The 14,679-nt window shown below is 69.7% G+C and carries 14 protein-coding genes; 4 read left to right on the forward strand and 10 right to left on the reverse strand.

The genetic code is table 11. The annotated features are described in order from the left end of the window. Positions 1–16: 16 nt before the first annotated feature. The 7 genes from AC1DWT_RS18220 to AC1DWT_RS18250 all read right to left on the reverse strand — a co-directional run bounded on the left by AC1DWT_RS18220 (position 17) and on the right by AC1DWT_RS18250 (position 7,038). Positions 17–1,039: a methionine synthase gene (locus AC1DWT_RS18220; RefSeq protein ID WP_477921623.1), complete on the reverse strand. Its 1,023-nt coding sequence runs from the start codon at positions 1,037–1,039 to the stop codon at positions 17–19. After that, complete coding sequence (gene mnmA, locus AC1DWT_RS18225; RefSeq protein WP_072937734.1) at positions 1,036–2,130, reverse strand: tRNA 2-thiouridine(34) synthase MnmA; 1,095 nt, start codon at positions 2,128–2,130, stop codon at positions 1,036–1,038. The genes AC1DWT_RS18220 and mnmA overlap by 4 nt, the downstream gene beginning before the upstream one ends. Next, entirely contained in the window at positions 2,130–3,350 is a 1,221-nt protein-coding gene (locus tag AC1DWT_RS18230) for a cysteine desulfurase family protein (RefSeq protein WP_095860796.1), read from the reverse strand. Before AC1DWT_RS18230 ends, mnmA begins: the two co-directional genes overlap by 1 nt. Before the next feature lie 17 nt (positions 3,351–3,367). Next, entirely contained in the window at positions 3,368–4,270 is a 903-nt protein-coding gene (locus tag AC1DWT_RS18235) for a lysophospholipid acyltransferase family protein (protein WP_095860797.1), read from the reverse strand. After that, on the reverse strand, positions 4,267–5,100 hold the full coding sequence (locus AC1DWT_RS18240; protein WP_477921627.1) for a GNAT family N-acetyltransferase: 834 nt from the start codon (positions 5,098–5,100) through the stop codon (positions 4,267–4,269). Before AC1DWT_RS18240 ends, AC1DWT_RS18235 begins: the two co-directional genes overlap by 4 nt. A gap of 134 nt (positions 5,101–5,234) precedes the next feature. Beyond that, positions 5,235–6,191: an electron transfer flavoprotein subunit alpha/FixB family protein gene (locus tag AC1DWT_RS18245; RefSeq protein ID WP_072937730.1), complete on the reverse strand. Its 957-nt coding sequence runs from the start codon at positions 6,189–6,191 to the stop codon at positions 5,235–5,237. Positions 6,192–6,237: 46 nt separating this feature from the next. Beyond that, complete coding sequence (locus AC1DWT_RS18250) at positions 6,238–7,038, reverse strand: electron transfer flavoprotein subunit beta/FixA family protein (protein ID WP_072937729.1); 801 nt, start codon at positions 7,036–7,038, stop codon at positions 6,238–6,240. Between the two features lie 241 nt (positions 7,039–7,279). Between AC1DWT_RS18250 and AC1DWT_RS18255 the strand changes: the two genes are divergently transcribed. Genes AC1DWT_RS18255 through AC1DWT_RS18265 form a run of 3 tightly spaced genes read left to right on the forward strand, consistent with a single transcriptional unit; the run spans position 7,280 to position 10,895 of the window. Next, complete coding sequence (locus AC1DWT_RS18255) at positions 7,280–8,059, forward strand: class I SAM-dependent methyltransferase (RefSeq protein ID WP_072937728.1); 780 nt, start codon at positions 7,280–7,282, stop codon at positions 8,057–8,059. Continuing rightward, positions 8,056–9,654: a 1,4-alpha-glucan branching protein domain-containing protein gene (locus tag AC1DWT_RS18260; protein ID WP_378677225.1), complete on the forward strand. Its 1,599-nt coding sequence runs from the start codon at positions 8,056–8,058 to the stop codon at positions 9,652–9,654. Before AC1DWT_RS18255 ends, AC1DWT_RS18260 begins: the two co-directional genes overlap by 4 nt. Next, positions 9,651–10,895: a glycosyltransferase family 4 protein gene (locus AC1DWT_RS18265; protein ID WP_072937727.1), complete on the forward strand. Its 1,245-nt coding sequence runs from the start codon at positions 9,651–9,653 to the stop codon at positions 10,893–10,895. The genes AC1DWT_RS18260 and AC1DWT_RS18265 overlap by 4 nt, the downstream gene beginning before the upstream one ends. A gap of 65 nt (positions 10,896–10,960) precedes the next feature. Here AC1DWT_RS18265 and AC1DWT_RS18270 read toward each other — a convergent pair whose 3' ends face one another. Together AC1DWT_RS18270 and AC1DWT_RS18275 are read right to left on the reverse strand one after the other, a co-directional pair. After that, positions 10,961–11,218, reverse strand: a complete 258-nt coding sequence (locus AC1DWT_RS18270; RefSeq protein WP_072937726.1) for a DUF3253 domain-containing protein — start codon at positions 11,216–11,218, stop codon at positions 10,961–10,963. 25 nt (positions 11,219–11,243) lie between these two features. Beyond that, positions 11,244–11,987 carry an acyltransferase gene (locus AC1DWT_RS18275; RefSeq protein ID WP_072937725.1) on the reverse strand — a complete coding sequence of 248 codons (744 nt, stop codon included), beginning with the start codon at positions 11,985–11,987 and terminating at the stop codon, positions 11,244–11,246. 186 nt (positions 11,988–12,173) lie between these two features. On the opposite strand from AC1DWT_RS18275, the gene AC1DWT_RS18280 reads away from it, so the two are divergent. Beyond that, on the forward strand, positions 12,174–13,481 hold the full coding sequence (locus tag AC1DWT_RS18280; RefSeq protein WP_095860800.1) for an outer membrane protein assembly factor BamB family protein: 1,308 nt from the start codon (positions 12,174–12,176) through the stop codon (positions 13,479–13,481). Positions 13,482–13,520: 39 nt separating this feature from the next. Here the strand turns inward: AC1DWT_RS18280 and AC1DWT_RS18285 are convergent, their stop codons facing one another. After that, complete coding sequence (locus tag AC1DWT_RS18285) at positions 13,521–14,678, reverse strand: THUMP-like domain-containing protein (RefSeq protein ID WP_477921632.1); 1,158 nt, start codon at positions 14,676–14,678, stop codon at positions 13,521–13,523. Between the last annotated feature and the right edge of the window lies 1 nt (position 14,679).

Consider the following 14,679-nt stretch of genomic DNA (forward strand, 5'->3'; position numbering starts at 1 on the left):
ACACCGAACGCCGTACTCAGAGTGATTCGGGGTCGTCGGTGAACGCGCTGCTCACCTCGGCGCAGAACTTCAGCGCGTCGCGGCTCCAGGAGCCGTCGGCGCCCGCGAGTCCGCAGGCCGGTGTCACGGCGACCTGGGTCCGCAGCGTCGTGCGCGGAAATCCGAGCCGGTCGATCAGCGTCACCGCAGGTCCGGCAAGGTCGCGCCAGGTGGCGGGCACGGCGGGAGCGGTGGTCGGGATCAGCCCCAGCGCCAGCTCCTTGCCCGCGTCGAGCAACTCGCCGATGCCGTCCAGGTCCGAAGGCGCCAGCTGCGACACGTCCAGACCGACCGCGCGCGCACTGCTGCGCCGCAGCAGGTCCGTGGGCAGGTCCGCGGAGCAGCAGTGCACCATGGTCACTCCGCCGGACCCGGCGAGGGCGGCCTCGAGCACGGCGAGAGCCTCCGGCTCCGGCATCGCCCGCACGGTCTCGAGCCTCGACCGACCGGACAGCGTGCCCGCCAGCACAGCTGGCAGTCGTGGCTCGTCGAACTGGATCAGCACCTGCGCACCGAGACGCCGAGTGACCTCCGCGGCATGCCGCGCGAGTCCTTCCCCCAGCGATTCGGCGAAATCGCGCACCGCACCGGGGTCGGTGAGCACGCGCCTTCCGGTGCCGAGTTCCACCTCGGCCGCCAGCGTGAGAGGACCGACCGACTGCACCTTCACCACGTGATCGGCCCCGACGAGGCCCGCACTCTCCCACGCTTCCTCGAGCGCGTCGAGGTCCTGGTTCAGGAAGTCGGTCGCCCGCTTGGCCACCGAGCCGCGACGCTGCACCACGCGGTAGGCGGACGTGGACACGTCCAGTTGCAGATCCACGAGCAGGGCGCTGGCGCGGCCGATCATGTCGGCGCCGAGCCCGCGGGCGGGCAGCTCCACCAGGTGCGGGAGCCTGCCGAGCTCGCCGAGGACGACGGTGGCGGCTTCACGCGGGTCCGCTCCGGGCCACGAGCCGACGCCGGTGACGCCACCGGCCAATGAAATATCCTGCGTCACTGCGTGTTCGGATGCGCGTCGGTGCCCGAGATGGTTCCGCTGCCCAGCACGATGTCGCCCGCCGGGTCGGTCCGGTACAGAACGACGGCCTGCCCCTTCGCCACACCGGTGAGCGGTTCGCGCAGCGAGATGCGAATACCTCCGTCGACGGCTTCCGCCACCGCCTCGGCGAGTCCGCCGTGCGCGCGCACCTGGACGGTGCATTCGACCGGTCCGGCCGGCGCGCTCCCGGACGTCCACACGGCGCGGTCCGCGCTGATCGCGTGCACTTCGAGGTTGCGTGCCGAACCGACACGGACGGTGCCGGTTTCGGGTTCGATCGACGTCACGTACCGCGGCTGCCCGTCGGCCGCGGGGCCCTGGACGCCGAGGCCCTTCCGCTGTCCGATCGTGAACCCGTGCACGCCTTCGTGTTCCGCGAGCACCTCACCCGAATCGGCGTCGACCACACTGCCCGGACGGACACCGATGTGGGCGCCGAGGAATGCCCGGGTGTCACCGGACGGGATGAAGCAGATGTCGTGGCTGTCGGGCTTGTTCGCCACGGCGAGACCGCGTTCGGCGGCCTCTTCCCGGATCCGGTCCTTCGGGGTGTCGCCGACGGGGAACATCGCCCGCGACAGCTGCTCGGCCGTCAGAACACCGAGCACGTACGACTGGTCCTTGTCCGCGTCGACGGCCCGGCGCAGCACACCGTTGTCGAGCTGCGCGTAGTGACCGGTGGCCACCGCGTCGAACCCTAGGGCGATCGCGCGGTCCGCGAGCGCAGCGAACTTGATCTTCTCGTTGCACCGCAGGCACGGGTTGGGGGTCTCCCCCGCCGCGTAGGACGCCACGAAGTCGTCGATCACGTCTTCCTTGAAGCGGTCGGCGAAATCCCAGACGTAGAACGGGATTCCGAGCACGTCCGCGGCACGCCGGGCGTCACCGGCATCTTCCTTGGAGCAGCAGCCCCGGGAACCGGTGCGCAGCGTGCCCGGCTCGGCGGAGAGTGCGAGATGCACACCCACCACGTCGTGTCCGGCAGCGACTGCCCGTGCCGCCGCCACGGCGGAATCGACGCCGCCGCTCATGGCCGCCAGTACTCGCATCAACGATTCCCTCCACGCGCTCCGACACCGGCGAGCCCGGCGGCGCGGGCCCGCTCCACAACTTGCGGCAGTGCCGCGATGACTGCATCCACGTCCGCGACCGTCGACGTGTGCCCGAAGGAGAAGCGCAACGATCCGCGCGCGGTCGCGGCCTCCACTCCCATCGCGGTCAGGACGTGGCTGGGGCGGGCGACACCGGCGGTACACGCCGAACCGGTCGAACACTCGATCCCGGCGGCGTCGAGCAGCATCAGCAGCGAATCGCCCTCGCAACCGGGGAACGTGAAGTGGGCGTTGCCCGGCAGTCGCGCGCTGCCCACCGGACCGTTCAGCACGGCGTCCGGGACGATCTCCCCGACGCGCTCGATGAGGCGGTCGCGCAGGACGGACAGGTCCGCGGCGCGGGAGTCGAGGTTCGCGGTCGCGTCGCGCAGCGCCGCCGCCATGCCGACGACACCGGCGGTGTCCGGGGTGCCCGAACGCAGGTCGCGTTCGTGTCCCCCGCCGTGTAGCAACGGCACACACGGCACCTGCCGTCCCAGCAGGAGTGCACCGACACCCTGCGGTCCGCCGACCTTGTGCGCGGCGATGCTCAGCGCGGACAGCCCGCTGGCAGCAAAGTCCACGGGGATGTGCGTGACGGCCTGGACGGCGTCGCTGTGCATGGGCACACCGAACTCGGCCGCCACCGCGGCGAGTTCGGTGATCGGCATGATCGTGCCGATCTCGTTGTTGGCCCACATGATCGTCACCAGGGCGGTTTCGTCCGCATGGACGGCGAGTTCGTCGCGCAGCGTCTGCGGCGACACCCGGCCCAGTTCGTCGACGGGTAGCCACGTGACCTGTGCGCCCTCGTGCTTCTCGAGCCACTCCACCGCGTCGAGCACCGCATGATGCTCGACGGCACTGGCCAAAATCCGCACCCGTCCGGGGTCGGCGTCACGCCGCGCCCAGAAGATGCCCTTGACCGCGAGGTTGTCGCTCTCGGTGCCACCGGAGGTGAAGATGACCTCGGACGGCCTGGCGCCGAGGTCGGCGGCGATGGACTCGCGGGCCTCCTCGATGCGACGGCGGGCGGCGCGCCCGGAACCGTGCAGCGAGGACGCATTGCCCACGGTACTGAAGATGTCGGTCATCGCCCGGACGGCCGCCGGCACCATGGGAGTGGTGGCTGCGTGGTCCAGGTAGACGGGGTGATCGGCACTGCGGGCAGAGGTCATGACGTGACCAGGATAGCTCAGGCGACGAGACGCTCCGCCGCCCCGACCGCACTCTGCAGCGGATCGACGATGTCGTGCGCTGCGAGATCGATGCGTTCGTCGCCTCGGGCGGCGCGTTCGCATCGGGCCGCCAGATCGCGGCGGCACTCCCCCGGATACTCGATCGGCGCCAGCCGGACCTCGGCGTTGACGCCCTTCTGACGGATGATGCGCCGGATCGACCGGCCGATCGTCTCCTCGCCCACGAAGCACGGCCCGGTCGTCAGTTCCCCGCCCCGTCCGGTGTATCGCAGCGAGATCGGCTGAACCGGGCACTCCGCGTCGATCGCCGCCTGGAACAGCGCGGGCCGGAATCCGCCGTACGCCCGTCCACACCACGTGGTGCCCTCGGGGAACGCCACGACTCGTTCGCCGTCGCGCAGCCTGCCCGCCGTCGTCGCCACCGTGCCCGGGAGCGCCCGCAGGCTCTGCCGTTCGATCGGGACGACCCGCATCCGCCGGGCGAGCGAACCCAGCACCGGCCAGTCCAGCAGATCGCCGCGGGCGACGAAGTTCGCCGGTGCGAGCGCGCTGAGCACCAGCACGTCGGTCCAGGACACGTGGCCGGCCACCACCAGAAGCCCGCCGTCGTGCCGACGCTTTCCGCGGTGATCGACCACGACGAGGCGAATTCCCACGCAGCGCAACAGCATCGCCGCGTACCGACGCTGCAGACCGGTCCGCCACGACCGCGGCAGCAACCATCCCGCGGTCAGGAGCGGCGCCGTCGCCAGCGCCGACACCACGAGGCACCACCGCACGACCACGGTCGGGATCGACACCGCGTTCGCCTCCGCGGGCAGGCATCCCGCGCCGCACGGACTCGACGGCATCCACGAATGCACGGGCACTGCAGCCGTCTCCGGCACCGCGGCGCTCATGCCTGCGCCCCCGCCTCGAAAGTGGCCGAAGCCGAACGCAGGCGGTCGAGGTAGCGCTCGTTCGCGCCGTGCAGTCCCTGCAGGGCGACGAAGTCGGCGACACCGAATTCCGGGTCGTGCGCGGGCTCGCCGCACACCTTGGCGCCGAGGCGCAGATATCCCCGGAGCAGCGGCGGCAGGACCGGGCGGGTGGGCGGGTCGATCTCGTCGAGTGATCGCCCGTCGACGCGCACCGGGTTCCTGGGCACGGCCCGGGAGGCCGGGTCGCTGCCGTACTTGCGGAGCAGCAGATCACGCACGCCGCGGACGTTGGAACCGGCCACCGCGTCCGGGTGCTCCCGCATCGGCACGGAGACGCAGCCCATCACCCACTCGTATCCGGTCAATTGCAGGTAGTGGAGGATCCCGGCCCACATCAGGCTCAGGACCGAACCGGAACGGTGATCGGGGTCGACGCACGCCCGGCCCATCTCGACGATGCGGTTGCCGACGGGATCGAGTGCCGAGATGTCGAATTCGGTGGCGGTGTAATAGCCGCCGGCCTGGGCGGCGGCGTCGGGCGGGAGCATGCGATAGCACCCGACGAATTCGCCGGTCTCCTCGTGCCGAACGAGGAGGTGGTCGCAGAAGTCGTCGAACCGGTCGGCGTCGAGGGCATCCGCGTGTGCGGGGACGGAGAATCCGGGTTCGGAGGCGAACACGCGGTAGCGCAGCCGCTGGGCTGCCACGCGGTGTTCGCGGTCGGACGAGACGACCAGGGAGTATCGGGGCGCGGTTACAACAGAATCGGCGGTCTCACTCGGTGCGCGGAGAACTGACGAAGTTGTCATGGCGCAGGTTTACCGAGCAGGGGCGGCGTGGGGGCATCGCCCGGGTGTCGTGTCGATGCAGCCCGGATGAACGACGGAAGATACGACGGCGGCCCCGCTCCCTCGAAGGGAACGGGGCCGCCGTCGGTCGACAATCAGCCCTTGTGGGCCTTGACTGCCTCGGTGAGCTGCGGCGCAACCTTGAACAGGTCGCCGACGATGCCGTAGTCCGCGATCTCGAAGATCGGGGCTTCCTCGTCCTTGTTCACAGCGACGATGGTCTTCGACGTCTGCATACCGGCGCGGTGCTGGATGGCACCGGAGATGCCGAGCGCGATGTACAGCTGCGGGGAGACCGTCTTACCGGTCTGACCGACCTGGAACTGGCCCGGGTAGTAGCCCGAGTCGACCGCGGCACGCGAAGCACCGACAGCGGCACCCAGCGAATCGGCGAGTTCCTCGACGACGGTGAACTTGTCGGCGCTGCCGACACCGCGACCACCGGAGACGACGACCGTCGCCTCGGTGAGCTCCGGGCGGTCGCCACCGACGATCGGATCACGCGAGGTGATCTTGACGGCGCCCTCGTCCTGGGCCGGAACCTCGACGGAAACCTTCTCGCCTGCACCGGCTTCGGGCTTCGCCTCGATGGCGCCCGGGCGGACCGAGATGACCGGGACGTCGCCGTTGGCCTTCGCCTCGACGGTGAACGCGCCACCGAAGATGGAGTGCACGGCACTGCCGTCGGACTTCACGTCGACGACGTCGACGAGCAGGCCGGAGCCGATGCGGGCAGCAAGACGTCCGGAGACCTCCTTGCCCTCGACGCTGGCGGCGGTGATCACCGCGGCCGGAGCTGCCGACTCGACGAGCGACGCGAGTACGTCGACCTTCGGGGTGATCAGGTAGCCGTCGATGTCATCCGACTCGGCGACGTAAATCTTGGCCGCGCCTGCGGCGGCGAGGCCCTCGGCAAGCTTGTCGGCGGTACCGGCGGGACCGGTGACCACTGCGGCCGGCTCACCGAGCGCGCGAGCGGCGGTGATGAGTTCGGTGCTGACCTTCTTGAGCGCACCCTCTGCGTGCTCGACGAGCACCAGTACTTCTGCCATGTCTAACTCTCCCTGTGTGTGTCTGCTGGTCTGTAGAGGGGCGCGATCAGATGATCTTCTGGCCCACGAGGTAGGCAGCGATCTTGCTGCCGCCGTCGCCCTCGTCGACGATGCGCTCACCAGCGGTACGCGGGGGCTTGGGGGTGGAGGCGGTGACGGTGGTGCCCGCGTTGGCGACACCGACGGTCTCCGGGTCGACACCGAGGTCGGCCAGCGTGTAGACGAGAACTTCCTTCTTCTTCGCGGCCATGATGCCCTTGAAGGAGGGGAAGCGGGGCTCGTTGATCTTCTCGGTGACGCTGACGATGGCCGGCAGGCTCGCCTCGAGGCCGAAGAGACCCTCGTCGGTCTCGCGCTCGCCGGTTACGGTGCCGTCGGTGACCGTGAGCTTGCGCAGCTGCGTGAGCTGCGGGATGCCCAGGTACTCGGCGATGATGGCCGGAACGGCGCCGACGCGGCCGTCGGTGGCCTCGTTACCGGCGATGATCAGGTCGGCAGGTTCTTCGTTCTCGAACGTGATCTGTCCGAGCGCCGCGGCCAGCGTCCACGCGGTCTGCACCGCGTCGGAGCCGTGGAGGGCCGGGTCGTTGATGTGCACTGCCTTGTCGGCACCCATGGACAGGGCCTTGCGGATGGCGTCGGTGGCGCGGTCCGGACCTGCGGAGAGGACGGTCACCTCGCCGCCCTGGGCCTCCTTGATCAGGAGCGCTTCTTCGACGGCGCGCTCGTTGATCTCGTCGAGCACTGCATCGGCGGCCTCGCGGTCAAGCGTGTAGTCGCCGTCGGTCAGCTTGCGCTCGGACCACGTGTCGGGGACCTGCTTGATCAAAACAACGATGTTCGTCATGGGTCTTCGTCGACCTCCTGTGTGTTCTTGCGTGGTTATCGTGAGTCGCTCCGCGTGGGCCGAGCTCTCGCCTTCGATATTTCGTCGCACGATTGCTCTGCGACAGATTACCCCACGCTAAGTTACCCATCGGTAACTTGCGTGAAAGTCTCGTTCACCATAACGGCCGAAACCGCATTTCACCGCTGTGATGTAGACCACCTGGACGAGCGACCTTGCCGGGGGCACTAACCTCGCACCGGTGAGCGAATCATTTGTCGGCGACCGCGAGGACGCACCACTGCCCCTCACGGGCGAGCGGACCGTGCCCGGTATCCCCGAGGAGAACTACTGGTTCCGGCGGCACGAGGTCGTCTACCGCGACCTCCTCCCCCGCTGCGCGGGACGCCGGGTACTCGAGGCCGGATCCGGAGAAGGCTACGGCGCCAACATGATTGCCGATGTGGCACAGGGCGTCACCGGACTCGACTACGACATCTCCGCCGTCGAACACGTCCGCGCGCGGTACCCCCGGGTCGAGATGCTGCACGGCAATCTCGCGGAGCTTCCCCTCGGCGACGAATCCGTCGACACCGTCGTCAATTTTCAGGTGATCGAACACCTGTGGGACCAGGCCCAATTCCTGCGCGAGTGCTTCCGGGTGCTGACCCCCGGAGGGGAACTGCTCGTCAGCACACCCAACCGCATCACGTTCTCGCCGGGCCGCGACACGCCGCTGAATCCGTTCCACACCCGCGAACTCGACGCGGCCGAGCTGACCGAACTGCTCGAGGAGGCCGGATTCACCGTCGCCCTCATGACCGGCGTGCACCACGGCACGCGGCTGAAGGCCCTCGACACGAAGCACGGCGGCTCATTCATCGGCGCGCAGATCGACCGTGCACTCGCCGGCGAACCGTGGCCCGAGGAACTGACCCGCGACGTCGAGGGCATCACCGTCGACGATTTCGCACTGCACGAAGGCGACATCGACGACAGCCTCGACCTGGTGGCCATCGCGGTGAAGGATCCTGTTCGGTGACCGAATCCGACAACCGCACCGGAGCGGGCGAAGCGACGGAACCGGGCATGTTCTGCCTGGTCCTGCACTCCCACCTGCCCTGGCTCGCCAACCACGGCCGCTGGCCCGTCGGCGAGGAATGGCTCTACCAGTCGTGGGCGGCGTCGTACCTCCCCCTCACCGCGATGTTGCGGCGGCTGTCCGACGAGGGTCGCTCGCATCTGCTGACCCTCGGCATCACCCCCGTTCTCGCAGCTCAGCTCGATGACCCGCACTGCCTCGCCGGGATGCACCACTGGCTCGGGAACTGGCAGATCCGCGCGCACGAGGCGGCAGGCATGCCCGACGACGCGCACCGCGAACTCGGTGCGCGCGAACACCGTGCGTCCGCCGCCGCCCTCGCCGACTTCGAGGTGCGCTGGCGCCACGGCGGCTCGCCAGTGCTGCGGGACCTCCTCGACCGAGAGTCGTTCGAACTGCTCGGCGGTCCGCTCGCCCACCCGTTCCAGCCGCTGCTCGATCCGCGGTTGCGGTCGTTCTCCCTCCGCGAGGGGCTCGCCGACGCCGCCGCCCGGTGGAACTGCACGCCGACAGGTATCTGGGGGCCCGAATGCGGGTACACCCCCGGCATGGAGACCGGATACGCCGAGGCCGGCGTCACGCATTTCATGGTCGACGGTCCCGCGCTGCGCGGCGACACCTCCCTCGGCCGGCCGGTCCGGGAGTCGGACGTGGTCGCGTTCGGACGCGATCTGCAGGTCAGCTACCGGGTGTGGTCGCCGAAGTCGGGTTACCCCGGCCACGGCGCCTATCGCGACTTCCACACGTACGACCACGCCACGGGACTCAAACCGGCCCGGGTCACCGGCCGCACGGTCGACTCGGCCGACAAGGCGCCGTACGACCCCGCCCTCGCGTCGGCGGCGGTCGACCGGCACGTGGCCGACTTCGTCGCCACCGTCCGCAAGCGGCTGCGCGACGAATCCGGCCGCATCGGCCGGCCCGCACTCGTCGTCGCCGCGTTCGACACGGAACTGTTCGGGCACTGGTGGCACGAGGGCCCCGAATGGCTCGAGAAGGTGCTGCGCGCGCTGCCCGAGGCCGGGATCCGGGTCGGCACCCTCGACGACGCCCGCAGCCAGGGCTACGTCGGCGAACCCGTCCAGCTCGAGAACTCGTCGTGGGGATCCGGCAAGGACTGGCGGGTGTGGGCCGGCGATCAGGTCGCGGACCTGGTGCAACTCAACTCCGAGGTGGTCGGGACCGCACTCGATACCGTCGACAAGACCCACGACCACGACGCCGCCCCCGGACGTCCCGCGCTGCGAAACCGCGTGAACGACCAGATGCTGCGCGAGGCACTGATGACGGTGTCGAGCGACTGGGCGTTCATGGTCAGCAAGGATTCGGCGGCCGGGTACGCCCGCGACCGGGCACACAAGCACGCGCACGCCACCCGTGAGATCGCCGCCGCCGTGTCGGCGGGCAAGGAAGCGGCCGCGAGCAGACTCGCAGAGGGATGGAACCGCGCCGACGGCCTGTTTCCCGGGCTCGACGCGCGACGTCTGCCCGCCGGGGACCACCGGCTGACGGGCACCGAGGGAGGGGCGTCGTGAAGATCCTGATCGTGTCGTGGGAGTACCCACCCGTCGTGGTCGGCGGCCTCGGCCGCCACGTGCACCACCTGGCCACCGAACTCGCTGCCGCCGGACACGAAGTGGTGGTGCTGTCGCGGCGGCCGTCGGGCACCGACGCGTCGACCCATCCCACCGTCACCCACATCGAGGACGGCGTCCTGGTGGTCGCCGTCGCCGAGGACCCCGCGCACTTCGTGTTCGGCGAGGACATGCTCGCGTGGACGCTCGCGATGGGGCACGCGATGGTGCGGGCCGGCGTCGCACTGCACAAGCCGGGTGTCGGGGAAGGCTGGCATCCGGACGTGGTGCACGCGCACGACTGGCTGGTGGCGCATCCGGCCATCGCGTTGGCCGAATTCTACGACGTCCCTTTGGTTTCCACGCTCCACGCCACTGAAGCCGGACGGCACAGCGGCTGGGTGTCCGGTCGGATCAACCGGCAGGTGCATTCGGTGGAATGGTGGCTGGCCAACGAATCCGACGCGCTCATCACGTGTTCCGCGTCGATGCAGGACGAGGTGACCGCACTCTACGGTCCGCAGCTCCCGCCGATCACGGTGATCCGCAACGGAATCGACCTCACCACGTGGAGCTTCCGCGAGCGTGCGCCACGGTCCGGACCGCCGAAACTGCTGTTCGTCGGCCGCCTCGAATACGAGAAGGGCGTGCAGGACGCCATCGCCGCGCTCCCCCGCATCCGCCGCAGCCACCCCGGCACGACGCTGTCGATCGCCGGGGAGGGCACCCAGTTCACCTGGCTCTATCAGCAGGCCCGCACGCATCGCGTCGCCCGTGCCGTGAACTTCCTCGGCAACCTCGACCACGTCGAACTGCTCGGGTGGCTGCACGGCGCCGACGCCATCGTCCTGCCCAGCCGGTACGAGCCGTTCGGCATCATCGCGCTCGAGGCCGCCGCCTCCGGAACCCCCCTCGTCGCGTCCACCGCTGGCGGTCTCGGTGAAGCGGTCGTCGACGGCGAAACCGGCATGTCGTTCCAGCCGGGCGACGTCACCGGACTCACGTCCGCGGTCCGGGAGGTCCTCGACGACCCGGCCGGGGCGCAACAGCGTGCAGTCGCCGCCCGCGACCGCCTCACCGCCGATTTCGACTGGCACAAGGTGGCCGAGGAGACCGTCCACGTCTACGCGGGCGCCAAACGTCGCGTGCGGCATCCGCTGGCGCGGCCGGAGATTCCCGAGCGCCCCCTGCCCGGACGCTGAGCCTGGCGCTGACCGGGCGAATGTACCGTTCGGCGCGTTCGGTGCGCGAGCGATACATTCGCCGCTCAGTTCGTGCGGGCCCGCCTGATCCGGATCGGACCCCGAGCCGAGTCCGGATCCACCACATCACCCTTCTGGGTGATCTCGACTTCGCCGGCGGCGGCCAGACGCCGCGCGGCCTCCCGCACCGACTCCATGAGGGGCCGCCAGTCGCCGGGGGCGACGGCTCGCGCGACGTCCGACGGGCAAATGCTCGCGGTGTCGGCCCGGGCGTCGAGGAGCGCCCGGATGCGGTCCTCGAGTTCGCCGTCCGCCGAGGTCATGCTGCCGACTATGCCACCGCGCCGCTCAGTTCTCCTGCGCCGCCTTCTTGCGAGCGATGTCTTCGAGGGCCGCGATGTACTTCGCGCGGTCCGCCGCGCCCGCCTCCCACTCCGCCTTGCGGTTCTTCACGGCCTTGGCCGGCGACCCGACGGCAATGCTGAAATCGGGGATATCGCCCTTCACGACGGCGTGCGCACCGAGAACGCAGCCGCGCCCCACGCGCGTGTTGCGCAGGACCGTCACCTTGGCCGCCACCCACGTGTCGGGACCGATGCGGACCGGGCCCTTCACGATGCCCTGATCTTTGATCGGGACATTCACGTCGTCCATGCGGTGGTCGAAGTCGGTGATGTAACACCAGTCCGCCACGAGCGTCGACGCACCGATCTCGATGTCCAGGTACGTGTTGACGACGTTGTCCTTGCCGAACACCACCTTGTCGCCGATGCGCAGCGAACCCTCGTGGCAGCGGATGGCGTTGCCGTCGCCGATGTGCACCCACCGGCCGATCTCGAGCCGGGACAGGTCGGGGGTCGAATGGATCTCCACCCGCTTGCCGAGGAACACCATGCCGCGCAGGATCACGTGCGGGTTGGCGAGCTTGAATTTCGCGAGCCGGTAGTACCGCACCAGGTACCACGGCGTGTACGCCTTGTTCGCCAGCACCCATCGCAGCGAGGCGCGTGTCAGGAAGCGGGCCTGCTCGCTGTCGCTCCGCCGGGATCCTCGCCACCTCGTACGCAACGGTGCGCCCCACATGCTCGTCATAGCCTGTCAGCCTACGTTCACCGCCCGTACCCCCGTTCGGGTGCGTCCGGACTCCGACACCGCCATCGGGGTGTGACGCTGGCCCCGCCTCGGGGCGTGTGCTCGGCCCCGCCTCGGGGCGTGTGCTCGGCCCCGCCTCGGCGGGATAGTCTCTGGGCCGAGCGTTATCGAAGACGAGGAGATGTAATGCGGCGGGTCCTACGTTCGTCAGTACTGGCGCTGGCGACGATCTCGACTGTCGTCCTCAGCGGCTGCAGCAGCGGACCGCAGGTCGACGACATCTTCTCGGCAGGCGGGTGGCCCGGCATGCACGCCGACGCCCGCAACAGCGACACCAGCCCCGTCACCGGTTCCCGCGACCTCTCCTTCGCATGGTCGCGCCCGCTCGGCGGCCCTGTCGCGAACTACGCGTCCGTGGCGGCGAGCGGCCAGATCTTCGTCACCGCGCGCACCGAGAAGGGCTGCAACCTCTTCTCCTACCAGATGGACAGCGGCCGCAAACGCTGGTGCCGGCAACTCGCCCCCGGCGCCGTGGCGTCCACACCGGTCGTCGACGGCGCCGCCAACGTGTACGTCGGCGAGGACGGCGCCATCAACTCGTTCAACGAGTACGGCCAGCTGCGTTGGCGCACACCGGTGGTCGGGACCCCGCTGTCCGCGCAGTTCACCGGCGACGGCAACCTCCTCTTCATCACCCAGCTCGGCCAGATCAACGTCGTGAACACGCAGAACGGCCAGAAGGTCGTGGCGCCCTACGATCTCGTGCCGCCGCCCTCCCCCGTCGACGGTGCCAACATCGACATCCTCCCCGACGACAAGGGCCTCCGCGGCTGCTTCTTCGGCGCCCCCGACTGCCCGGTGGCGAACATGCCCGCCATCGACCTCGAGTCCGGCAAGTTCTACTTCACGCTCTTCGCGCCCGGCGCACCCCAGGCCGAACTCGTCGCGATGAAGTACTCCGGCGGCGACAACCCGGCGATCACCCAGGAATGGTCCAGCGACACTCTGCCGGGCGGCAGCGCGTCCAGCCCCGACCTGTCGGCCGACGGCTCCGTCGTCTACGCCAACGACAACTGGGGAACGATGTGGGCGATCGACTCGGCGACCGGTGATCCGAAGTGGAGCTACGACATCGGGTACGCCGCGGCAGGCAGCCCGTCGACGTCCGCGGACGGTCTGATCATCCCCGCGGGTGGTCCCGACGGCCACCTGCTGGCACTGCAGGACAAGGGCGATCACGCCGAACTCGTCTGGGAGCGGAAGGATCTGCTGCAGCTGGGTGTCCCGGCGCAGACGGCCGGGTCCACCGGGTACGCCGTGGTCCGCGAGGGCACGGACGGACTGGCGATGCTCACGTTCGACACCGGAACCGGCGAAACCCTCGACCAGGACACTCTGCCCGGGGCGAAGGGGTTCACCGTCGGCACGTCCGTCGGCCCGAAGGGCGAAGTGCTCACGCCCACCCTGCTCGGGGAGCTGTTCGTCCTCCGCTGACCCGTGAGTACTTCTCAACCGCGGGCGGTTGAGAAGTACTCACGGGCGCGAAGCGCAAATGAAGGCGACGCCGGCCCGGCCGATCCGCGTGATCACCACACTGAGCGAACGGCTTCCACGCAGCTTCAGCTTGGGCCGCAGGACCGCGGGGTCGACGTCGACGCCGCGCACCAGGATTTCCGCCACACCGCAATCGTGACGGGCCAGTTCCTGCCGCAGCGACTTCTCCGAATACTTCACCTGGTCGAGGATGCGGAAGCCCCGCACGCCGTCAGGAACGGAATCGCCGGTGAGATAGGCGATCCGGGGATCCAGCTGCCACAGTCCGTGCCGGGCCGCGTAATGCCGCACCAGGCCCGCGCGCACGACGGCGCCGTCCGGGTCGACGATCCATTCCCCCGGCGCGCGTTCGGGGATGTCGTCGTCCTCGGCGTCCGTCATCGTCCACGCGGTTCCGTCGGAGCCGAGGACGCTCGCCCGCCGCGTGACACCGGCGCCGGACAGCCCCGGCGACCACAGGCAGGCCTCGCGCACACCGCCGTCGAGGGACACCACCTCCACCTCGCCGTCCCAGCCGAGCCGGTCGAAATCGAGTCCGGGGGCGCACTTCACGGCCAGATCGCGTCCGCGGTACGCGTCGATCAGATCGGGGAGCGGCGGTTCCAGCGCGGCGGGATCGTGCGTGCGCCTGCCACCGGACCGTCGCGCCGGATCCGCGAGGACGACGGTGCCGCGGGTGCACGGGACGAGCGCGTCGGCGCGCACAACCGTCGCCCCAGGAACGTTGTGCCGCGCCATCAGGAGGCGGACGGGGTCGAGGTCGCTGCCGATCACCGTCGCCGCCGTCCCGACCACCGCGTCGAGTTCGGCACCGATCGAGCAGGTGACGTCGTGGACGTTCCGGTCCGACAGCCGCGACGCACGATGTGCGGCGACCGCACGCGGCGTCGCCTGTTGCAGAGCGTCGTCGGTGAAGAACCAGTTTTCGGTGCCGGGTAGTTTGGCGGCCGCCTTCCGTCGCAGCAGCACGGTCTCCACCAGCAACGCCACGTGTGAGCCGAAACGCGTACGCGCCCGGCCGATGTCGGCCAGGCGCGTCGACGCGGTCAGGGCGAGGGCGTCCACTTCCGCGAGAGCGTCTGCCCCGTCCGCACTCTGCAGGAACTCCACGTCCCCGGGAGTGAACGCATAACCCAAT

Source organism: Rhodococcus sp. P4_B6 (assembly GCF_056402215.1).